The organism is Thermostichus sp. OS-CIW-33 (assembly GCF_054059615.1).
On sequence record NZ_JBSSCH010000006.1, the window covers coordinates 38,043 to 58,312 of the forward strand.

Annotated in this window: 19 protein-coding genes; 9 read left to right on the plus strand and 10 right to left on the minus strand. The window is 59.3% G+C overall.

What is annotated here, in order from left to right; all coding sequences use genetic code 11:
- Window positions 1-88: 88 nt before the first annotated feature.
- The 3 genes from nth to ACVWZG_RS06020 form a co-directional block, all read right to left on the minus strand.
- Entirely contained in the window at window positions 89-793 is a 705-nt protein-coding gene (gene nth / locus ACVWZG_RS06010; protein ID WP_457405638.1) for an endonuclease III, read from the minus strand.
- Between the two features lie 6 nt (window positions 794-799).
- Window positions 800-1,897, minus strand: a complete 1,098-nt coding sequence (gene rseP / locus ACVWZG_RS06015) for an RIP metalloprotease RseP (protein ID WP_457405640.1) — start codon at window positions 1,895-1,897, stop codon at window positions 800-802.
- 132 nt (window positions 1,898-2,029) lie between these two features.
- A complete protein-coding gene (locus tag ACVWZG_RS06020) occupies window positions 2,030-2,272 on the minus strand; it encodes a NifU family protein (protein WP_011432622.1) in 243 nt (80 codons plus the stop codon).
- A 221-nt stretch (window positions 2,273-2,493) separates the two neighbouring features.
- On the opposite strand from ACVWZG_RS06020, the gene ACVWZG_RS06025 reads away from it, so the two are divergent.
- From ACVWZG_RS06025 to sppA, 5 genes are all read left to right on the plus strand, one after another.
- Complete coding sequence (locus tag ACVWZG_RS06025) at window positions 2,494-3,627, plus strand: PIN/TRAM domain-containing protein (RefSeq protein ID WP_414406649.1); 1,134 nt, start codon at window positions 2,494-2,496, stop codon at window positions 3,625-3,627.
- Between the two features lie 44 nt (window positions 3,628-3,671).
- Window positions 3,672-5,417: a sensor histidine kinase gene (locus tag ACVWZG_RS06030; RefSeq protein ID WP_457405644.1), complete on the plus strand. Its 1,746-nt coding sequence runs from the start codon at window positions 3,672-3,674 to the stop codon at window positions 5,415-5,417.
- Window positions 5,418-5,492: 75 nt separating this feature from the next.
- Window positions 5,493-6,341 carry a 16S rRNA (adenine(1518)-N(6)/adenine(1519)-N(6))-dimethyltransferase RsmA gene (gene rsmA / locus ACVWZG_RS06035; protein WP_457405646.1) on the plus strand — a complete coding sequence of 283 codons (849 nt, stop codon included), beginning with the start codon at window positions 5,493-5,495 and terminating at the stop codon, window positions 6,339-6,341.
- A gap of 105 nt (window positions 6,342-6,446) precedes the next feature.
- A complete protein-coding gene (gene fabG, locus ACVWZG_RS06040; protein ID WP_414373529.1) occupies window positions 6,447-7,151 on the plus strand; it encodes a 3-oxoacyl-ACP reductase FabG in 705 nt (234 codons plus the stop codon).
- Between the two features lie 74 nt (window positions 7,152-7,225).
- The gene (sppA, locus tag ACVWZG_RS06045) at window positions 7,226-8,032 is read left to right on the plus strand and encodes a signal peptide peptidase SppA (protein WP_457405648.1); all 807 of its coding nucleotides are present in this window, start codon (window positions 7,226-7,228) and stop codon (window positions 8,030-8,032) included.
- Window positions 8,033-8,121: 89 nt separating this feature from the next.
- On the opposite strand, the gene coaBC is transcribed toward sppA, so the two are convergent.
- Window positions 8,122-9,360: a bifunctional phosphopantothenoylcysteine decarboxylase/phosphopantothenate--cysteine ligase CoaBC gene (coaBC, locus tag ACVWZG_RS06050; protein WP_011432616.1), complete on the minus strand. Its 1,239-nt coding sequence runs from the start codon at window positions 9,358-9,360 to the stop codon at window positions 8,122-8,124.
- A 328-nt stretch (window positions 9,361-9,688) separates the two neighbouring features.
- On the opposite strand from coaBC, the gene ACVWZG_RS06055 reads away from it, so the two are divergent.
- The 3 genes from ACVWZG_RS06055 to ACVWZG_RS06065 all read left to right on the plus strand — a co-directional run bounded on the left by ACVWZG_RS06055 (window position 9,689) and on the right by ACVWZG_RS06065 (window position 12,877).
- Complete coding sequence (locus ACVWZG_RS06055) at window positions 9,689-10,057, plus strand: AbrB family transcriptional regulator (protein ID WP_011432615.1); 369 nt, start codon at window positions 9,689-9,691, stop codon at window positions 10,055-10,057.
- A 257-nt stretch (window positions 10,058-10,314) separates the two neighbouring features.
- Window positions 10,315-11,118: an Ig-like domain-containing protein gene (locus ACVWZG_RS06060; RefSeq protein ID WP_457405651.1), complete on the plus strand. Its 804-nt coding sequence runs from the start codon at window positions 10,315-10,317 to the stop codon at window positions 11,116-11,118.
- Window positions 11,119-11,149: 31 nt separating this feature from the next.
- Complete coding sequence (locus tag ACVWZG_RS06065; protein WP_457405654.1) at window positions 11,150-12,877, plus strand: helicase HerA domain-containing protein; 1,728 nt, start codon at window positions 11,150-11,152, stop codon at window positions 12,875-12,877.
- On the opposite strand, the gene ACVWZG_RS06070 is transcribed toward ACVWZG_RS06065, so the two are convergent.
- Both ACVWZG_RS06070 and ACVWZG_RS06075 read right to left on the minus strand, forming a co-directional pair.
- Window positions 12,784-13,818 carry a methyltransferase domain-containing protein gene (locus ACVWZG_RS06070; RefSeq protein ID WP_457405656.1) on the minus strand — a complete coding sequence of 345 codons (1,035 nt, stop codon included), beginning with the start codon at window positions 13,816-13,818 and terminating at the stop codon, window positions 12,784-12,786. The two genes, ACVWZG_RS06065 and ACVWZG_RS06070, sit on opposite strands and share 94 nt — an antisense overlap.
- 270 nt (window positions 13,819-14,088) lie before the next feature.
- Window positions 14,089-15,132: a glucokinase gene (locus tag ACVWZG_RS06075; RefSeq protein ID WP_414344654.1), complete on the minus strand. Its 1,044-nt coding sequence runs from the start codon at window positions 15,130-15,132 to the stop codon at window positions 14,089-14,091.
- A 152-nt stretch (window positions 15,133-15,284) separates the two neighbouring features.
- On the opposite strand from ACVWZG_RS06075, the gene ACVWZG_RS06080 reads away from it, so the two are divergent.
- The gene (locus ACVWZG_RS06080; RefSeq protein WP_457405658.1) at window positions 15,285-16,031 is read left to right on the plus strand and encodes a DUF3120 domain-containing protein; all 747 of its coding nucleotides are present in this window, start codon (window positions 15,285-15,287) and stop codon (window positions 16,029-16,031) included.
- 25 nt (window positions 16,032-16,056) lie between these two features.
- On the opposite strand, the gene ACVWZG_RS06085 is transcribed toward ACVWZG_RS06080, so the two are convergent.
- From ACVWZG_RS06085 to ACVWZG_RS06100, 4 genes are all read right to left on the minus strand, one after another.
- Window positions 16,057-16,638, minus strand: coding sequence for a hypothetical protein (locus ACVWZG_RS06085; RefSeq protein WP_457405661.1), 582 nt, complete (start codon window positions 16,636-16,638; stop codon window positions 16,057-16,059).
- A gap of 74 nt (window positions 16,639-16,712) precedes the next feature.
- On the minus strand, window positions 16,713-17,237 hold the full coding sequence (gene ilvN, locus ACVWZG_RS06090; RefSeq protein WP_011432604.1) for an acetolactate synthase small subunit: 525 nt from the start codon (window positions 17,235-17,237) through the stop codon (window positions 16,713-16,715).
- A 164-nt stretch (window positions 17,238-17,401) separates the two neighbouring features.
- Window positions 17,402-19,915, minus strand: a complete 2,514-nt coding sequence (locus ACVWZG_RS06095; RefSeq protein ID WP_457405664.1) for a peptidase U32 family protein — start codon at window positions 19,913-19,915, stop codon at window positions 17,402-17,404.
- A 145-nt stretch (window positions 19,916-20,060) separates the two neighbouring features.
- Window positions 20,061-20,252 (minus strand): hypothetical protein, encoded by a 192-nt coding sequence (locus ACVWZG_RS06100; RefSeq protein WP_011432601.1) that lies wholly within the window; start codon window positions 20,250-20,252, stop codon window positions 20,061-20,063.
- Window positions 20,253-20,270: the final 18 nt, after the last annotated feature.

A 20,270-nucleotide genomic window follows, 5' to 3' on the forward strand; every position in this document is an offset into this window, starting at 1 on the left:
ATTCTAGGGCGAGAGGCGGCCAAAACAAGTGCTGCAAGGGAGGGATCCCTGCCGGCTCAGCCATACAGGGCGCCCAGAAACCATCCTCTCAGGTTGGCGAGGCTTTGGTAGCTTTTTTATCCATTTTCTCATCCGGTGCCGCCGATCCCAGAAGAGGAGCGCTGGGGCAGAGATCCGCCAAAAAACATTGCTGGCACAGAGGCCTGCGGGCAGTGCAGATGGCCCGCCCGTGGTCGATCAGACGGATAGACCAGTTCTCCCAATCCGCCTGCGGCAACAACTGCATCAGATCCTTTTCGATGCGCACGGGATCCTCGTGCTCAGTGAGGCCGAGGCGGCGGCTGAGGCGCTTAACATGGGTATCGACGGTAACCCCGGCATTGATGCCAAAAGCATGAGCCAACACCACATTGGCCGTCTTGCGGGCTACGCCGGGTAGGGTGAGCAGCTCCGGCATGGTGCGGGGCACTTGACCACCGAAATCGCTCAAGATCTTGCGGCAGGCTTCCTGAATGTGTTTGGCCTTGTTGCGATAGAAGCCGGTGGAATGGATGAGAGCCTCGATCTCCTCTCGCGGCGCTGTCGCCAGGGCCTGGGCATCCGGGAAGCGACGAAACAGCTCCGGCGTCACCTGATTCACCCGCTCATCCGTACACTGAGCCGAGAGGATGGTTGCCACCAAAAGTTGCAGCGGCGTCTGGTAGTGGAGGGCACAGGTGGAGTTGGGGTAGTGGCGCTTCAGCCGGAGCAGGATCTCCAAAGCTCGCTGGCGCAAGGCCCGTTTGCTGGCCATCTTCCCCTAGCCCGACCCGGTGACAATGGCGAGGGTGTCTTTGAAGAGCAGCACCACCCCCAATCCCAGCAACAACACCAAGCCCGTCTGCATCACCCGCTCCTCCAGATGCTTGGGCAGCCGTTTGCCGCGAATCGCCTCCAGGATCAAAAAGGCAATGTGTCCCCCGTCCAAGGCGGGCAGGGGCAACAGGTTGAGAAAGGCCAGGTTAATGCTAATCAAAGCGGTGAAATTAAACAGGCTGGCGGCGTCATCGCGGGCCAGATCCGCCCCGATCTTGACGATCCCCACCGGGCCGGAGACCTGAGCAGCCGTGCTTTGGAAATTCTGCAGCAACTGCCGCAAGCCGTTCAGATTGAGCATCACCACCCGCTGGTAGGCATTTCCCGCCTCCGTGAGGATCTCGGCCACGCTCTGGGCGGGGCGCAAGGTCACCTCCTGGTGGGGGGCCAAGGTCACTCCAATGGCCACCGTCTCTCCCCGCACCTCTGGGATCACCGTCAATTGCAGGGGATCCCCTTCCCCACGCTGCACCTCCAGGGGAATGGGCCGGTTCTCGCTGCTGCGGATCAGCACCTGAAAATCGTTCAGGGCTGCCAAGGCCGCCGTCTCGTCGGCAATCCCCCTGTAATCGCGATCGGCTGCCTGCAACACCACATCCCCTGCCTTCAGGCCGGCCCGCTCCGCCGGGCTATCGGGCATCACCTGAGGGATGAGAATGCCGGGATGGAGGCGCGTTACCGAGGGGATCCCCACCGAGGCGAACATCAACACCAGCACCAGATAGGCGAAGATCAGGTTGGCCATCACCCCTGCACTCATCACCACCAGGCGATCCAGCACGGGGCGGTTTTTCAGCAGATCCGGGTCGTCGGGGGGGTAGGGAGAATGTTCATCCTCGTCAGGAAAGCCCACGTAGCCCCCCAGCGGCAGGGCGCGAATGGCGTACTCTGTCTCCCTGCCCTGGTATCGCCACAGCACCGGCCCAAACCCCAGCGAGAAGCGGTTGACATGGATCCCTTGGAGTTTGGCTGCCGCAAAGTGCCCTGCCTCATGCACCAGGATCAGCAGGGCGAGAATGGCGATGGAGAGGAGAACAGACATGCGCTAGCTCTGAAGAAGGCACAGAAGAAAGAAGTGGGGAGCAGAGAGCCACCCGAGGCTATTTATCAAGGCACATAATCCAACACATGATAAAGAACCCTAAAGGAATCTCACAAAAACCTACAGGGCCCCTCAGAATACCTGCTCCACCTCCAAAATATCGGGGATGCTTTCCCGCAACTTGCGCTCAATGCCCATCTTTAGAGTCATGGTCGAGCTGGGGCAGGCTCCACAGGCCCCTTGCAGGCGCAGCTTGACCACCGGGCCATCGATTTCCACCAATTCCACATTGCCCCCATCGGCCATCAAGTAAGGACGCAGCTCGTTCAGGACTTTCTCGACGTTCTCGGTATTGAGTTCCAGTGCTTGTGCCATGGTTGCTTTTAGCCTCGTTGAGATTTGGATTGTAGCGGTTTCTCCACAGATCCCTCAAGCTGGCAAGGGATCGCTATGATTTCAGCATAGTCTGAATCCTTCTGGGGGAGGGCTGGTTGGGTTGTCCGGATCCCTCCAACACCAGACGACTAGAATGAGTAGGAAGCAGATTTGCCTATTCCCAGCAGCATCACCCACTCAGCAGGGCCGTCTTTTTTCTTATGCTAGACGCTTTACTGATCGCGATCTTCATGTTGGCCGGGGCTGGTCTCGGGTTTTACGGCCTGGATTTGCTCCCTCCTGCCGCCATTCAGGGGGCCAATGTGGAAGGAGCCCGTGTCGTCACCAGCGGCTTTGGCGTGCTGGCAGGACTGGCTTTGGGATCCCTGGTGCGCTGGAGCTACCGTCGCTTCGAGGCCAATGTGCGCTCCCTGCCGCCGGACGTGTTGATCAGCCGCTCGGTGGGGTTGGTGATCGGCTTGGTGATCGCCAATCTGGCCATGGCTCCTGTGTACTTGCTGCCCTTGCCTCCCCAACTCAACAGGTTCCTCGAGCCACTGGCTTCGGTCTTTTTCAGCTTGGCCTTTGCCTATCTGGGGGTCAGCCTGGCCGATACCCACGGCCCCTCGCTGCTGCGGCTGTTTAACCCCAACTATGCTTTGCAGGCAGCCCTCTGGGCGGAGGGCAATGTGGTGGCTGCCAGCGCCAAGGTTTTGGACACCAGCTCCATCATCGATGGCCGAGTGGCCCAGTTGATCGAGACGGGCTTCTTGGAAGGAACCCTGGTGGTTCCTCGCTTTGTGCTGACGGAATTGCAAACCATCGCCGACAAGGCCGATGCCCAAAAACGAGAGCGGGGCCGCAAAGGCTTGGATACCCTGCAGTCTTTGCGAGAGGCCTACCCCGATCGTTTCGTTATTCACGAAGCCAACTATCCAGATCTGACCACTGTCGATGAAAAGCTGGTGCGCCTCACCCAAACCGTGGGGGGAACGCTGCTCACCACCGATTACAACCTGAAGAAGGTGGCGGCTCTGCAGGGGGTCAAGGTGCTGAATGTGAATGAGTTGGCCGAGGCGCTGCGGCCCATCTATGTTGCCGGCGACAGCTTTGATATCAAGATCACCCGCGAAGGAAAAGAGCCAGGTCAAGGGGTAGGCTACTTGGAAGACGGCACCATGGTGGTGGTGGAAGAAGGGCAGCGCTCTGTGGGCAAAACCCGCTCTGTGGTTGTGACCAGCGCCATTCAAACCTCAGCAGGCCGCATGATCTTCGCCCGCCTCAACAAGGACTCTGCCCCACTAACCCGCCCGGCCTCTGATCCGGCCAGCCCGGCTTCCTCTGGAAAAACCTGAGTTTTGGCCTACGTTCCCCTAGCGCAATGGTGGCTTCATCCCAAATGGGCGCCCTCCGACCCACTCCGATGTTCTACACGCAGGATCGCCAGAGGCGCTTCTGGAGTTTTTACTGGGAAGATGCCGAGAAATATGGCATCCACCCTCAGCACATCGTGAGCGGACAGCAAATCTGGGAGGTGGCCAACGCTGGAGAGTACGAAGCCAAGCTCAACCAGGTCTTTGCAAGCGGGGATCCCCTCTCCTACGAATGTCAGGTGCTCTCGCCCCGCTACAAGTTGCATCTGCATCTTTCTCTCAACCCTGTACGGGACATGGAAGGGGAGGTGGTGGCGGTTGCGGCAGTGGGCAAGTTGCTGGGGGCTACGCCTTTTGCGTTGGCCGGAGGAACCAGCAGCCCCAACAGCCAGCCCCATGCTCTCCCGGCCGATCCGGTACAGGGGATCACGACGCAGTTGGTGCGCAACATCCGGCATTCCCTGGATATCCGGCAACTGTGCCAGCAGACCGTGGAGCAGTTGGGGCAACTGTTTGGGGTAGACCGCTGCCTAATGGCCCTCTACGAGGTGGGGCAAGACTCCCTCACGGTCAATGCCGAGTACCGCCGCCATCCTGGGGATCCCTCCCTCCTCAACCAGACCCTGAAGCTGGCAGATTACCCCCATTTGTTGCAGGCCCTCAGACAGGAAGAACCGGTGGAGGCGGGGCGACATCTGGCCATTGCCATGTCTTACCAGGGCTACGCCAACAGCCTGCTCTGGCTGGAAATGCTGGATCCGAACAGGGTTCCTGTTTGGCAGCCAAGCCACATTCAGGTACTCCAGAGCATTGCCACCTACCTGGGCGCAGCCATTGCCCACGCCATTTTGCTGGATCAAAGTCGCCAACTGGCAACCCGCTTGCAGTTAGCCAACCAGACGCTGCGCCAGAAAAATAAGGAGCTGGAGCAGGCCCGTGCCCAAGCAGAATCGGCCAACCAACTGAAAAGCCAATTCTTGGCTAACACCTCCCACGAGCTGCGCACCCCTCTCAACGGGATCATCGGCTTTATCAAGCTGGTGCTGGACGGGATGGCCGAAAACCGCGAAGAGGAGCTGGACTTCTTGCAGGAGGCCTATCGCTCTGCCCTGCACCTGCTGGCCCTAATCAACGATGTGCTGGATATCGCCAAGATCGAGGCGGGCAAAATGCAGTTGGAGTTCCAGCCCTGCGACCTGCGAGCTTTGTTTAAGGATGTGGAGGCCAAGACTAGCCTGCAGGCCAGCCAAAAGGGCCTACAACTGAGCTTCCACCTGCCCAACACCTCGGATCAGATTTTGCTCTTGGGCGATTACCAACGCCTGTTGCAGGTCATGCTCAATTTGGTGGGGAATGCCATCAAGTTTACCCCCAAAGGCTCAGTAACCGTGCGGGCGGATATCCTGCCCGGCAACCCGGGTTTGGCCCGCATCCGCGTCATCGACACCGGGATCGGCGTGTCGCTGGAAAAGCAGCAAAAACTGTTTCAGGCCTTCACACAGGTGGATGGTTCCACCACCCGCCAATATGGGGGGACGGGCTTGGGCCTGGCCATCAGCCAACGCCTGGTGGAGGCGATGGGAGGGGAAATCAATTTCTACAGCCTGGGCGAAGGGCTGGGATCCACCGTCACCTTTACGGTGCCCCTCTACCGCAAGCCGCTCCTGAGCGGGGATCCGAACCCAGAGGCGCTCCCTGCTCAACCCGCCCGAGATAGACCTGAGGATGCGGATCCCACCTTGATTTCTGTTCCCAACTCAGTCCAGCGATGACCCACCCGGCCATTTCTCCTTCAACCGCTCTGGGTACCTCTCGGTTGCGGCGCAGCACTGCGCGAACATTCCCCCATGCCCTATCCTCGTAAACGGTTTGGTCAGCATTGGCTCAAGGATCCCGCTGTTCACGAGGCGATTGTGCGGGCTGCCCAGTTGAATGATCTGGAGAGAGGGGCGGATCCCACTTGGGTGCTGGAGATCGGCCCCGGCACCGGCCAACTGACGCGGCGATTGCTGGCCCAGGGCGCCCAGGTGGTGGCGGTGGAGATCGACCGGGATCTGTGCCGACTGCTGCGAAAGCGCTTCGCCGACCAGCCCCGCTTCCACCTGGTGGAAGGGGATTTTCTTCGCCTGCCGCTGCCTCCTCAACCCCGCCTGCTGGTGGCCAATATCCCCTACAACCTGACCGGCCCCATTTTGGAAAAGGTGCTCGGATCCCCAGCCCAGCCAGTTCGGCAGTTCGAGCGCATTGTCCTTCTGGTGCAAAAAGAGCTGGCCGAGCGCTTGCAGGCCGGCCCCGGCAGCAAAGCCTATGGTGCTCTGAGCCTGCGGACGCAGTATTTGGCCGATTGCGAGCTGATCTGCAGGGTGCCCCCCACCGCTTTCAAGCCCGCCCCCAAGGTGGAATCTGCTGTGATTCGCCTCACCCCCCGCCCCGCCCCCACCCCCGTCCGGGATCCCCGCTGGTTTCACCAACTCCTTCGACAGGGGTTCTCCACCCGCCGCAAGAAGCTCGTCAATGCCCTGGGAAGCTTGGTGGAGCGAGAAGCGGTTGCAGCAGCTTTGGCTCAGCTCCGCCTCAACCCCGATGCCCGCGCCGAAGAGCTGGCCCTGCCCCACTGGCTGGCCTTGAGCGACCTGCTGCTGGAGAAAGCGCCCAAAAGGGCTGTTGTTCTTCAAGAGGGGCAGGAACCGGGGTAGGGTGAGAGAGGGAAGCTCAGTTGGACGAACCCAAACATCCTCTGGGGTTTTTGAAGTCCCTTCCCGATCTTGTTCTGGATCCCCTTCGCCAATGCAGGTGCATCCATGCAAAGCAACCAAGGCAAGCAAATCCTCTTGACCGGCGGCACAGGCGGGCTGGGTTTGGGGGTGGTTCCCGTGGTGCTGGCCAGCGGCGCAGAGCTGACCTTGACCTATCGCCAAGAGAAAGATCTTGCCATTTTGCGGGAGCGCCTGCCGGCCAATGCTCTGGATCGGGTTCGCTTTGTGCAAGTGGATTTAACAGATGAGGCGGCGGTTGCCCGCGTCATTGCCGACCTACCCCGCGTGGATGGGCTGATCCACCTGGTGGGGGGCTTTGCCATGGGCCCAACCCACGAGTACAGCTTGGCGGACTGGTATCGCGACTTCGACCTCAACCTCACCACCACTTTTCTGACCTGCAAGCACAGCCTGCGCAGAATGTGGCAACAGGGCTATGGGAGGATTGTAACGGTGGGATCCCGCGGAGCGGTGGAGCCGGGCCCGCAATTGGCCGCCTACTGCGCTTCCAAAGCGGGGGTGGTGGCCCTGACCCGCACCATTGCCGCCGAAACCCAAGGCACCGACATCACGGCCAACGTCATCCTGCCCAGCATCATCGACACGCCGGCCAACCGAGCTGCCATGGGATCCGAGCGAGCCAAGCTGTGGGTCAAGCCAGAGTCCATCGGGCAGGTGATCGCCTTTTTGGTCTCAGAAGCAGCGCGGGATCTGCGAGGGGCGGTGATCCCGGTGTATGGCAACGTCTAGGCAACTGGTTGACCAAGCCATGAGCCGCCATTCATGATACAGAATATGCACTTATCCCTATCCAGTTTTTTTCCATGCTGAAGCGGTTATTCTTGGGTGGCTTGCGCCGGCAAATCGGCCGCATTGAGGTGGCAGGGGCTATTGATGGCAAAACTCGCGAGCGGGTTCTCAAGGCCCTGAAAGAGGCGGAAGAAAACCAGATCCCTGCTGTGGTGCTGCGCATCGATAGTCCAGGTGGGACGGTGGCCGACTCCCAAGAAATCTACAATGCCCTCTTGCGTTTGCGAGAGAAAAAGGGCACCCGTATTGTCGCCAGCTTTGGCAACATTGCTGCCTCTGGGGGGGTTTATATTGCCATGGGAGCCGAAAAAATTGTTGCCAACCCAGGAACAATCACCGGTAGCATTGGTGTGATCATTCGAGGCAACAATATCGAACGCCTCCTGGATAAGGTGGGGATTTCATTTAAGGTAATTAAGTCTGGCCCCTACAAAGATATTCTCTCGTTTGATCGCGAGCTGACCCCAGAAGAGCGAAACATCCTGCAAGAGTTGATCGACATTACCTACGGCCAGTTTGTGCAGACGGTTGCTGCTGCCCGCAAGTTGAGTTTGAATGTGGTCAAAACTTTTGCCGATGGCCGCATTTTCAGCGGAGAGCAGGCCCTCCACTTGGGTGTGGTGGATCGCTTGGGCACAGAAGAAGATGCCCGCCTTTGGGCGGCAGAGCTGGCGGGTTTGCCGACGGATGCGAAGTTCTACGACCTGCTCCCGCGGCGCAGAGGTTGGTCTCGATTTCTGCCGGCAGCAGAAGCCTTGGCCCGTCTGCAGTTTGAAGTGAGCACCTCGGGCTTGCCCCTGTGGCTTTACACAGGTTCTTGAGGCAGTTCGCGGACAGCTATTCCGGGAAGTTTAGCGTTCTGTACCGCACAGCCCCCACCCCCGGCCCCTCTTCCAGAGGGAGAGGGAGTTTAACTAAAGTAGCCCAACTCCAATTGCCGGGCCAGATCCAGCAGCCGGTGGGCCAGGGTTGGCTTGGTTGCCAATGGGATCCGCTCTGGACTTCCCTGCTGGGGGATCCAATAGCCTTGGTTGTGGCTGCTGCCAAAGCCGCTATCCGGTTGGTCGATGGGGTTGGCCACAATAGCATCCAGGCCCTTCTGGCGGAGCTTCTCTCTGGCCGGTGGCAAGGGATCCCCACTTTGGGCGGCAAAGCCGATGAGGCGTTGGCCAGGGCGTTTGTGGCGGGCCAGAGCTGCCAGCAGGTCAGGGATCGGCTCCAACGGCAACATCTGGGGTAGATCGGCTTTGGGCAGCTTCCCCGCGTAAACCTGAGAGGGGCGCACATCCCCCACAGCAGCAGCCATCCACAAGAGATCCGCCTGGGGAAATTCCGCCTGCAAAGCCGCTTCCAGTTGGGCTGCCGTTTCCACTCGAATGGCCCGAATGCCAAAGGGTTCCGGCTCAAAAGGGATCCCCAACGGCCCATGGACCAGCGTCACTGTCGCCCCCCGGCAGGCTGCCGCCACCGCCAGCGCCACTCCCATCCGACCACTGGCCGGGTTGCCGATAAAACGCACCGCGTCGATGGGCTCCCGTGTACCCCCCGCCGTCACCAACACCCGCTTGCCCTGCCAATCTTTTTTCCCCCCTGTCCAGAGCAAAGCCCGCACATACTCCTGCAGCGCCTCCGGCTCCAACATGCGCCCTTCCCCCACCGCATCACAGGCCAGGCGGCCACTGGCCGTCGGCAAGGCCCAAAAACGGGGATCCTGGTGTAGCCGCTGCCAATTCTCGGCTACCTTCTCTGCCTTCCACATCTGCGTATTCATAGCCGGTGCCACCGCCACCGGACACCGGGAAGCCAAAACCACATTGGTGAGCAAGTTATCCGCCAGCCCATGAGCCAACTTGCCCAAGGTGTTGGCCGACAAGGGTGCAATGAGGAGAGCCTCCGCCCATTCCCCCAACTCGATGTGCAGCGGTCGTCCTCGTGTTGCTTGCCAAAAGGCGGCATCCGTAAAAGCCGGCTGGCGGGACAAGGTGGCAAAAGTCAAAGGAGAAATAAAATGTTCCGCAGCTTTTGTCAAAACCACCTTGAGCTCTGCTCCCTGCTGCACCAGAGCAGACACCAAAGCTGCCGTTTTGTAAGCAGCAATCCCCCCGCTCACCCCAATGAGGAGACGCCGCCCCGACCAAAAGGGATCCATATTGAGTGACACGCAAACAGCCTTGTTTCCAGTTTCCCTGCTTTTGCTCAATTCCGGCGGCGAAGCGGGGATCCCTCGCCCAAAGATACTTTTGACCCTGTCGAGAATAGGGCCTGAGGATCTGTCATTACCCAATTTCAGCCAAAGTCTCCCCCACAGGTTCTGGCCTTTAGAGGGAATTCCCCACTGCTGTTTTGCGCAACCACCCCTCAGATCCCATTGCGGTCGCTGACTTATTCCCTGTAATAAGAAGGAATTGGATCAAACTCTGTTGCAATCCCTGTTTGTTTCTGGCTACACTAACAGTTGTCCCTAAAACCATCTCGATATGGCTACAACCAGTAAACCAAAACCACTCACTGGCCAAGAGCTCCTCGACAAGGTAACTTCAATGGGAAATGCGGATCGCAAGGAAAAAGCTCGCGCCTGTGGTTATGTCACCTACACCAAGAATGGTCAGGAGCGAGTGAATCTGATGCAGTTTAACAACGCCCTGTTGAAGGCCGTTGGCGTGGATCTCGGCGCTAGTGACGAAAATGGATCCCGTGGCCGCGCTCCTACCTTCCGGGTTTCGGTTCATAAGAATGGCAATCTCCTGATCGGAGCTGCCTACACCAAGAAGATGGGCCTCAAGCCCGGAGATGAGTTTGAGATCAAGCTGGGCCACCACAACATCAAGCTGGAGCGGGTCAACTGATTTGCTGCCTCCCTGTGCCGCTTTTCCCTGCTGGTGATCTCATCTCAGCCAGGGTAAAGCCCTCGGTATTCCTTTCGGCCTCTAGGGGCTTGGGAGCAGCGACCTCTTCCCTTCGCTCCGGTGCTCATTGTCTTTCTACTTTTCAGAACAAGGGATCCTCATGATCCGCTGGGGATCCCTGGCAGTTTGTACCTCATCAATGGCTGAAGTGTGGGCAAGTTCGCTATTCTGACAACAGTTGAATTGGGTCTGCAACAATGAACACTCCGACCGTGCCAAATGTCTTTCGCCATTGGCGGCGGTGGCGAACTTGGGCGGGGCTGTTGTTGTTGGCAGCAGCGTTCTTTGTCATCGAGTCTCATCGGCAAGTTTGGCCTCAGTCGAATGCTTCTCAAAGTCAGGCATTTTTGGAGTGGGTGTCTTCCCAGCCTACCCCCGAACAGCAGGATGTTTTTGTGGATAGAGTCATTCGGCTGCAATTCAATCGGCCACTGGATCCCAATCTACAACGTCTGGCGGTTCAGTTGGATCCGCCGGCAGCGGTTATTTTTGATGTGCAGGGAGACGAGTTGTTGCTTAAGCCTCGGGATCCCTTGCGCTTTAGCACCCGTTACACCCTCACGCTTTCTCCCCAAGAGGGGCTGCCCCTCGAGCAGGCCATTCAGCTGAGTTTTCGCACCGAACCGCAATTTACCTACGAACGGGATGTCAAACCGCTGCTAGAAGCCAGTTGTGTGGGTTGCCATCAGCCGGCAGGACGGCAGCGCACCCAGTTGCTGGACAGTTATGAGGCCACGATGGCCTATGTCAAGCCCGGGGATCCCAATAGCGAGTTGATCAATCCCCGGTGGACGAGCCGCCACGCCTACATCCTCAACGCCAATAACCCCAACCGCCCCCAAGCTCGCGGCGGATCCCCTGAGATTGCCTACATTCAAGCCCGTGGGCTGCCCCTATCCCGTCTGGGTTTTTGGACACCCGAGGAAGTGGAGATCGTCCGCACCTGGATTGTGCAGGATGGCGCCCCCCGCACCAGCGCCCGCTTACAGATGGGCAACTGAATAAGGCATCTGGAACCCAACCCCCACTGCCATGACCCCTCCTCAACCTTTGGCCACCGTGATTCAGGGATCCCTGAGTCGAGGGCTGGAAGCTCGCCTCAATCCCGGTGTCTCGGTAGAAGACTTGCGGGTGGGCAAATTCGTGGTGATCCAGGGGCAGCGCAACCGCTTCTTTGGCCTGCTTACTGACGTTACCCTAGAAACCAGCAACCCCCAAATTCTGGTCAATCCCCCCCGCCCGGAAGAGACCTTGCTGCAGGAGGTGCTGGCAGGTACCGGCACCTACGGCATTATTGCCCTCACCCCGATGCTGATGTTGGTGCCGCGGCAGACGGAAGGGGAAAGGCTGTATCCCCTGGTCAATCCCGAACGGCCAGAAGCGTTGGCAGCTCCCCTCGGCCAAGAACCCCCTTCCGCTGGCGCCATGGAGCTGCTGCCCGTGAAAACAGTGCCCGCCCATTTTTCGCAAGTGTATGAGGCACGGGAACTGGACTTTCGCACCGTCTTCGGCTGGGAAGACGACCCGGAGCGGCGCAACTTTGCTATCGGCCAGCCCCTCGACATGGCTGTGCCCATCTGTTTGGACTTGGATCGCTGGGTGGAGCGCAGCAACGGCATTTTCGGCAAATCGGGCACCGGAAAGTCCTTTCTGGCCCGCCTGATCCTGGCCGGTATCATCCGCAAACGGGCGGCGGTGAACCTGATCTTTGACATGCACTCCGAGTATGGCTGGGAGGCAGCCAGCGAAGACAAGCACGCCACTACTGTGAAAGGCTTGCGGCAGCTCTTTCCCGGTCAGGTGCAAATCTACACCCTGGATCCCGATTCCACCCGGCGGCGAGGGGTGCGGGATGCGCAGGAGCTCTTCATCGCCTACAACCAGATCGAGGTGGAGGATCTGGCCCTGTTGGCAGAGGAGCTGAACCTATCGGAAGCCAGCCTGGAAAACGCCATTATCCTGCGCAACGAGTTTGGCCGCGACTGGATCAGCCGCCTCTTGAGCCTTTCCAACACCGAGATTCAAGAGTTTTGCGAACAGAAAATGGGCAACAAAGCCTCGATGATGGCCCTGCAGCGCAAGCTCACCCGCCTTGACAACCTCAAGTACATCCGCAGCACCCTGCCCCACAACTACATCGGCCAGATTTTGGATGCCCTCAGCCGCGGCATTCACGTGGTTATCGAGTTTGGATCCCAGTCCAACCTGCTCTCCTACATGTTGGCGGCCAACGTCATCACCCGCCGCATTCACCAGGCCTACGTGCACCAGACGGAGCGGTACTTGCAATCCAAAAATCCCCTCGACCGGCCCCGTCAACTGTGCATCACCATCGAGGAGGCCCACCGCTTTCTAAATCCGCGGGCGGCCAAGCAGACCATCTTCGGCACCATTGCCCGCGAGATGCGCAAGTACTTTGTCACGCTGCTGGTGGTGGATCAACGCCCTTCCAGCATCGATAGCGAAGTGATGTCGCAGTTGGGCACTCGCATTACGGCGCTGCTCAACGACGACCAAGATATCGAGGCGGTGTTCACAGGGGTGGCGGGTAGCCAGAACCTGAAAACGGTGTTGGCCAAGCTGGATTCCAAACAACAGGCCCTCCTTCTCGGCCACGCCGTGCCTATGCCGGTGGTGGTGCAAACCCGCTCCTACGACCAAAGGTTCTACGCCGAGATCGCCGACCCCGACTGGTCGCAGGCCGAAGATGCGGAGGTGCTCCTGGCCGCCCAACAGGCTAAGTCCGAGCTGGGGCTGTGAGCACAAGCTGCCCGCACCGCTCGGAACATGCCAAAGCGACACAGCCCTGTGCCGAAAGCCAGCCGCATCAGCAAAAAGGTGGGTACCTCCCGCAAGGACTTCACCAAGCCGACCAAGCCAAACCTGAGAAAGCCCTCAGGGCGGACAACACCCTGCCAGATGGAATCCAGCCAAGAGGGAAGGGTCTCCTGAGTCCAGTCGGCGGTTTCTACCCGTCCCGCCACCAGGCCAGTAGCCTCCAACTGCTCGGCAAAGCCTTCGATGCTGGAGAAGGAAGGGTGCGACCATTGATCCAACAATTGCCGCATCACCAGCCGTTCCCACAGGTTGAGGGGCTTTTGCCGGTCGTCCCGCTGGTTCCAGTCGGCCACCACCAGGATCCCCCCTGGCTTCAACACCCGCAGCATCTCTTGGGCATAGCGGGCCTTGTCCGGCATGTGAGGCCCTGCCTCAATGGACCACACCACATCGAAGCTGGCATCGGGGAAGGGCAGGTCGAGGGCATCTGCCACCTGAAACTGGACAGGCAGATCAGGGGGGGTGAGCTCCTGGGCCCGCTTCACCTGCTGAGGACTGATGGTGATACCGGTTACAACAAAGCCGTAGTCGCGGGCCAAGATGCGGCAGCTCCCACCAATGCCGCAGCCCACATCCAACACGGTTGTCCCTGCAGGCAGTCGATCCAACCCCCCCCAGCGCACCATCTCGTGGACAAAGTCGTGCTTGGCCTGCAGAAAATTTTTTCGTTGGGGAGGAGAGCCGTAGTGGCCTAGGTGAATGTGTTCGCCCCAGTAAAACTCTAGGATCCCATCCCGAGTCCACTCGTCGTAAGACTTGGCCACAGAGGCGGGAGACTCGTATTTGCGAGCAGTCAACAGATAGGCTGCCAAGCCCACGGCCAGCAGCACAGCTATGCCCAAAGCCCAAAAGATTGGATTCATCGGATCAACCATGAAGTTTCTATGAAGTCCCTCTGCGTGGTGGCGATCATTGTCAGTTGGATGGCGGAGCCACAGGCAGAGTGCTTTCCGGTGTGGGGTCTGCCAATCCAGCCCAGCAAAGGCGCAATCCCATCTTGCCCCATCTGCTGGCTCAAGATGGAGTCTGGGATCCCGGCAAAGGGCAGCTGGGCGAGATTTTCCAGCACCCATTGGGATTGCTGCGATCGCCTGCTGGGCCGGGGCGGCAACCTCAGTAGCAGCGGCTGCTCCCTACCAAAGGTTGGCGGCGTAGCGAGCAGCTCCCCTCAGCCCCACCTGCGCATTCACCACCACCTGCACCGACAGTTGCTCCAGAAGAGGACGCATCCGCCCCTTATCCAAAAACGAGGACAAAAACTCCCCTTGATGCAGTAGGCGCAAGAGCTTGGGCGCGATCCCCCCGGCGATGAACAGGCCCCCGCGCGGCAATAGGTGTAGGGCAAAGTTCCCGACTGCAGCCCCGTACAGGCTGATGAAAAGCCGCAGACACTCCACCGCCAGGGGATCCCGTGCTTCCATGGCAGCATTGGCAATTTGGGCTGCCGGGTCAATATGCTTAGCTCCCTTTTCCCAAGCCTCAATTTGGGCCAGCAGCTGTTCTTCTCCTGAGCCCCACTGGCTATCCCGCAAAAATTGATAAATGGCAACGATCCCCTGCCCCGAGACCACCCGCTCGGTGGAGACACGTCCGTGCCGTTTTTGCAAATACCTCAAGAGCTCCCACTCCAGAGGGGTGCGCGGGGAAAAGTCCACGTGACCGCCCTCGCTGGCATGAACTTGGTAACCCCCTTCTCCCCAGGTAAGGTAAGCCTGCCCCAAACCCGTGCCTGCTCCCATCACGCCAATCGGAGCCCGCGGTTGACGCTCACCCACTTGCAAGGTGTCCAGATCCTGGTCGCCGAGGGCAAGCACGCCATACCCCACGGCGCTGAAGTCGTTGATCAAGGCTACGCGCGGGATCCCCAGCTCTGCGGCCAATTGGCTCGACTGCAGATCCCAGGGCAAGTTGGTCACTTTGGCAGTCTGTCCCTCAGACCCTGAGCCCCTTGTTTCCATGACGGGGCCGGCCACTGCAAAACAGGCGGCAGCAGGCTGTGGATCTCGCCCCAGCTCCCGCCGAGCCTGGGCCAGAAACTCTCCCACCATTGGGGCGAGGTTGGCGTAATCTTGGCTGGCATAGCGGCAGTGGTAAAGGCTGTGCTCGGGATCCTCGGCATTGACAAGGCTGAGGCTGGTTTTGGTGCCCCCGATGTCTCCTGCCAACAACAAGTCCATACAGTTTCCTCCGGCCAGCACCTCCTTCCCACCCTGACATCTCTGGAGAGAGAATGCCAGGCCCCCAAGGCTTCCCCGCTCCTGCTGGGGAGAAGAGGGAAGGGCAAAGAAGGTGCTATGTTAACTGATGTAAAGGTTTTTAATATTGCATTTTGTCTTCTACACCTTTTTTACCCCCTCTCCAAGATGAGCCTCTGCTGTCCTCTGAGCGTTTGGCCGGGCTGGATCCCCGCCCTCTCTCGGCTCAAAGGCGTTTTCGATCCCACTATGCCATTGGGGGAGTGGCAGCTCTGCTCGTGAGTCTGCCCGTTTTTGTGCAAGCGCCCCTGGTGCGGTATGCCCCTTGGGTCAGCTTGGTGATGTCTTTGGGCTGGCTGGGCCTTAGCTTGCATCTCTACTCCCAGCCCCGTACCCGCCTGTGGGGAGATTTGCTGTACGGCTTTACCCTGACTTGGCTGGCAGGATCCCTGTATTGGGGATGGCTGCGCTTTGAGCCTCTTTGGCACATGCCCATGGAAGCCTTGGGGATCCCGATTGTCTGGTGGGGGACACGGCGACGGTTTGCCCGCATCGGTACCTGGTTTTATCTCGGCTCCCTGTGGGGTACGGCGGTTACAGATCTCTACATTCACTCGGTGGGGCTGCTGCCTGAGTGGCGGCAGGCGATGCAGTTTGACCGGTTGGAGCAGGCGGTTGTCCCTTTTAGGGCGGCCCTCGACAAAATGGCTACCCCCTGGGGCCTGGGTTGGGGCATCGGCTTGGGCCTTCTGTTGCTGGGTGTTGGATTGTGGAGAGTCCAGGGATCCCGCCGCTTGCACCATTGGGCATTTGCGGGAGCAGTGCTGAATACCCTGTTGGTGGATGGGCTATTTGGCTGGGGGGCAGCTCTGCTGCGGTGAGCTGGGACATCCCCATAACTCTGCTTCAGGTGGGAGTAGAAGTATTGGTAGGGCTGGGAGCTCCATCGGACTCCGTCCTGCCAACGTCGGCGGCAGCAGGTGCAGTTGCCGGCAGTGTAGGTTCTGGCCCGGCAGGAGGCAACTCCGGTGCCGGTGCGGGCTGAGGCAGAAAGTCGATGACCTCCCAAGTCTTGGAATCCGGTGAGCTGTAGGCCAGCAGCCACCGTTCGGGCACGGTTTTGACGCGGTCGGGCGAGCGTTGTGTAGCAACAGTTTGTGCCTTTTGGTGGGCCAGGGTGATCTGGAAGGGATCCCCTTTGCGGCGATAGGGGCGGCGGGATCCCGGCGGCTGCACGATTAGGGTGTAGGTACCGCTGAGGTGATGGCCTTCCAGGGTTTCTCCTGAGACTAACAGCAAGGGTTCACGGCGATCCTGGCGGATTTTCACATCCTGCAATTGCAGGCGGGCTGCTAGCTGGTCACTGCCCACCAAGGATCCCACCGGCCCGGACAAATGAGCGATCTGATAGGCGAGGGCCTGCTGCACAATCGGCTTTGGCGGTCTAGGGCCGCAGCCGGCCAGCAGCCCCACCAGCACAATAGCCACAAGGCTAATCGTGCCCCGCAGAACCGATCCCCTACAACTCCACCCCAGTTTTGGCATCGCTTCCCCTGAGGCCATCAGACGGTAACTAAGGTGGGGTGTTGCTTCAGGTATTCCGTATTCACGCCGGACTCGCGGGTGAGAGCCACCAGGCCGGTACGGGCGATCTCGCGGATGCCAAAGCTGGTCAACATCTTGATGATGGCCACCATTTTGCCGGGATCCCCGGTTACCTCGAGAGTCAAAGACTCCTCCGCCACATCCACAATCCGGGCGCGAAACATTTGGGCCACATCCATAATGGCGGAGCGGGTATCGGGGCTGGCATTGACCTTGACCAGCATCAGCTCCCGTTCCACGCAGGGAACATGGGTGATATCGGTAACTTTCAGCACGTCGATGAGCTTGTAGAGCTGCTTCGTCATCTGCTCCACATCGTGTTCATCTCCCTGCACCACCATGGTGATGCGAGAGATCCCCGGTCGTTCGGTGGGGCCAACGGTGAGGCTGTCGATGTTAAAGCCGCGACGGGCAAACATCCCCGCAATGCGGGTTAAAACGCCAGGCTGATCCTGCACGAGGGCGCTGAGGGTGTGTTTCACGGCAACCAGAGGATAGAGAAAAAGCTGAGAAGAGGTTGGGGAAGCACCTGGGAATAACAATACCCTGAGGAAATTTTACGCCAACTTTGCCGGAATGTTTTTCGCATTGCTCCGGTCGGAGCACAGCTGCAGAGCCGGCGCCCTAGAGAAAGACAGCGCAGCCGTTAACTCTCCAAAGACCCGCGCGTAACCCCCAATTGGCTGTGTAGCTTCAGCTCCTGCCACAGTTGGGATCCGCTGAGTTGACCTTGTAGGAGTTGCTGATAGCGATGCAGCGTTTGTTGAATCTCGGCGGGGGATTCATGCAAAAATTCGATGCGCAGATAGCGCAGGCCCAAGGCCAATAATTTCGGCACATATTCTGCCCCCGTTTGGGCCTTGCCGTTGTAGAGGGTATTCCGACAGCCGGCATCGGCCTTCAAAATATGCTCGACATTGGCCCTGTCCCTCAGCTTCACTTCATGTTTTTCGCAAGGGCGACCACAATTGGTGTAATCCGTTCCGCTGGATAAAAAGGCGCAAAAGACGCAGTGCTCCATGTGGAACAGGGGCATATGTTGATGAAGGGTAACCTCGTACCCACCGGCGGGGCCGGCTTGCAGCAGGGATCCCAGTTGCTCGTGGTTGAGGTCATAGGAAGCCGTCAAGCGCTCTAGGTTGTAGCGGGTTTTGAGATAGTAGGCTGTGATGGGATTGGCCACATTTAACGAAAAATCCCCAATGCAGCGCTGCCCGGCAAAGAAACGGAGATGATCGTAATTTCTCACCAAGTAGCCATCGGCTCCGCCGACCAACACTTGCTTTAGGATCCAGGTTTCTCCTGGCTTGGTGATGCGGGGCGGAGCGACCCACAGTTCCACCTCGGGATGGGCGGCTTTGGTTGTGCGGATCACCTCCCGATAGCGGCGGGGATCCTCAAACTCCAGATAGATCTGCCTAATACCGCTGGCTATCGCCGCCGGCAGTTGCGCCGGATCCCGCACCAACACCACCAACTGCGGGGATCCCCTTGCGGGCTCCTCCTGAGAAGGCACCAGATCTTGCCAGCGAGCTTCAGGGTTGAGTTGCCAGCGCGGGGGCTGAGCTCGCAGAGCTTGTAGGCGTTCCACCGCTTGTCGGCGCATCTGGTTGAGCAGGCTCACCGGCAGCATTACCTCCCCCTGCAAGGCATTGTGCAGGGATCCCAACTTGAAGGGAGTGGAGCCCAAACGGCCCAGTTGCTGTCGCAGTTTTTCGGTGGTGAGGGGTTGGCGGTGGGCAGCTTCCAGGGGCAGCGGCGAATCCACCTGCACCGTATGGCCTTGCTCATCCCGCAGGATCAGCGTCAGCGGGGATCCCACTTGGCCGTGAACCTCCATGTGGACAGGCCGCTGAAAGCGGGGGTGATCCCCGGCGTAGCTTTGGCGCAGGCGCTTTTCCAGTTCCGGGTCGCTGGTCTTCCAGAGGCGATCCCCCACCCGCAGACGTTTGAGATCAATGACCCCCTCTCCGAAGCTGATCCAGGCCAGCCCCTGCTTCTCTTGCACCCGGTAAACCCGTCCCCCCTGCTCCGGTAACTCCGGCTGCCCCTGATCAAACACCACGCCGTCCCCGGCTTTGAGGGGTGCCTCCAGCCGGATCCCCACCTGATCCTGTTGGATCCCCACCACTTGCCCCAGGTAAACCCCCCGTTTCTTGCCAAACCGCGCGTGCACCAGCTCCTGGTTGTTGATGCCCCGCAGCCAGCCTGTGTAGAGCCCACGAGAAAAGCTCATCTCCAGCTCGTAGCGTTCCTGTTGCGAGGGCTGCCACGGCTGTCCCACCCCCAGCGCATCCAAGGCCTGCCGATACACCCGCGTTACATTGGCTACATATTCTGGGGATTTCAGCCGGCCCTCAATTTTCAGACAGCGGATCCCCAGCTTCACCAGCTCCGGCAGCACCTCCAGCCCGGCCAAATCTTGAGGGCTGAGCAGATACCGCTTTTCGCCTAAGTCGCGGCGGATCCCATCTACCACCAGCTCATAGGGCATGCGGCAGGCTTGAGCACATTCGCCTCGGTTGGCCGAACGCCCCCCCAGCGCCTCGCTGGTCAGACATTGCCCCGAGTAGGCCACACACAACGCCCCATGCACAAAGACCTCCAGAGATAGGGAGGATCCCTTCTCTTGCAGATAGGCCTGGATCTGGGCGATTTCCTGGAGGGAACATTCCCGCGCCAGCACCACCACCTCACAGCCCAGCTCGGCGGCAAACTCCGCTCCCACTCCGCTGGTAATGGTCATTTGCGTAGAAGCGTGGATGGGAAAGTCGGGAGAAAGATGCCGGATCAGGCGGGCTATGCCGATATCCTGCACAATCACCGCATCCACCCCCGCCGCGATCATCGAGCGGATGTATCCCTCGGCTTCCGTCAGCTCCCTTGGAAAAACCAGAGTATTCAAAGTAACATAGCCCCGTACCCCCCGCCGGTGCAGCCAGGCCATCAGTTCCGGCAAATCCGCTTCCGTAAAGTTGCGGGCGCGCATCCGGGCGTTGAAGCGCTCCAGCCCAAAGTAAATGGCATCGGCTCCGTTTTCCACTGCCGCCTTGGCACACTCCCAATCCCCCGCCGGGGCCAGCAGCAGGGGCAACTTGGTGGTCAGAGGCGGCGCCTCAAAGTGATCCGTTTCCGCGAAATCTATCCCAGCAGCTTTCATCGGAAGACAGCCCCACAAAGAGAACAAGGGATCCTTTCCCATTCAAAATCAAAAAACCTGAGAGCAGGATCCCCTTGTCTCAGGTCAAGCTGCCTCTGCCGGCGGCCTCTTAACAAAAAACTCGTTCCGTCCGCAAAGGGTCTAGCTAAGAAGCCACCAGCACATTCAGGATCCCGGTGAGGACGGCGCTGAACAAAGCCAGCGTTAGGTAGCGGCCAACAGCCGGGTTGTCACCCAGCAGCCGATCGGAAGCGCTGATGGTGAAAAACAAAGACCAGGCCTGAGTAGCGTTGATGGTCTCAAATTGGTTGAATTCAGCGGTGAAGATCTTAGCCATGACTCAATGCTCCCTACA

Excerpts from the sequence above, each read along its gene's own strand:
- nth (WP_457405638.1), bottom strand. The coding sequence starts at position 793 with ATGGCCAGCAAACGGGCCTTGCGCCAGCGAGCTTTGGAGATCCTGCTC.
- rseP (WP_457405640.1), bottom strand. The coding sequence starts at position 1,897 with ATGTCTGTTCTCCTCTCCATCGCCATTCTCGCCCTGCTGATCCTGGTG.
- ACVWZG_RS06020 (WP_011432622.1), bottom strand. The coding sequence starts at position 2,272 with ATGGCACAAGCACTGGAACTCAATACCGAGAACGTCGAGAAAGTCCTG.
- ACVWZG_RS06025 (WP_414406649.1), top strand. The coding sequence starts at position 2,494 with ATGCTAGACGCTTTACTGATCGCGATCTTCATGTTGGCCGGGGCTGGT.
- ACVWZG_RS06030 (WP_457405644.1), top strand. The coding sequence starts at position 3,672 with ATGGGCGCCCTCCGACCCACTCCGATGTTCTACACGCAGGATCGCCAG.
- rsmA (WP_457405646.1), top strand. The coding sequence starts at position 5,493 with ATGCCCTATCCTCGTAAACGGTTTGGTCAGCATTGGCTCAAGGATCCC.
- fabG (WP_414373529.1), top strand. The coding sequence starts at position 6,447 with ATGCAAAGCAACCAAGGCAAGCAAATCCTCTTGACCGGCGGCACAGGC.
- sppA (WP_457405648.1), top strand. The coding sequence starts at position 7,226 with ATGCTGAAGCGGTTATTCTTGGGTGGCTTGCGCCGGCAAATCGGCCGC.
- coaBC (WP_011432616.1), bottom strand. The coding sequence starts at position 9,360 with ATGGATCCCTTTTGGTCGGGGCGGCGTCTCCTCATTGGGGTGAGCGGG.
- ACVWZG_RS06055 (WP_011432615.1), top strand. The coding sequence starts at position 9,689 with ATGGCTACAACCAGTAAACCAAAACCACTCACTGGCCAAGAGCTCCTC.
- ACVWZG_RS06060 (WP_457405651.1), top strand. The coding sequence starts at position 10,315 with ATGAACACTCCGACCGTGCCAAATGTCTTTCGCCATTGGCGGCGGTGG.
- ACVWZG_RS06065 (WP_457405654.1), top strand. The coding sequence starts at position 11,150 with ATGACCCCTCCTCAACCTTTGGCCACCGTGATTCAGGGATCCCTGAGT.
- ACVWZG_RS06070 (WP_457405656.1), bottom strand. The coding sequence starts at position 13,818 with ATGAATCCAATCTTTTGGGCTTTGGGCATAGCTGTGCTGCTGGCCGTG.
- ACVWZG_RS06075 (WP_414344654.1), bottom strand. The coding sequence starts at position 15,132 with ATGGACTTGTTGTTGGCAGGAGACATCGGGGGCACCAAAACCAGCCTC.
- ACVWZG_RS06095 (WP_457405664.1), bottom strand. The coding sequence starts at position 19,915 with ATGAAAGCTGCTGGGATAGATTTCGCGGAAACGGATCACTTTGAGGCG.
- ACVWZG_RS06100 (WP_011432601.1), bottom strand. The coding sequence starts at position 20,252 with ATGGCTAAGATCTTCACCGCTGAATTCAACCAATTTGAGACCATCAAC.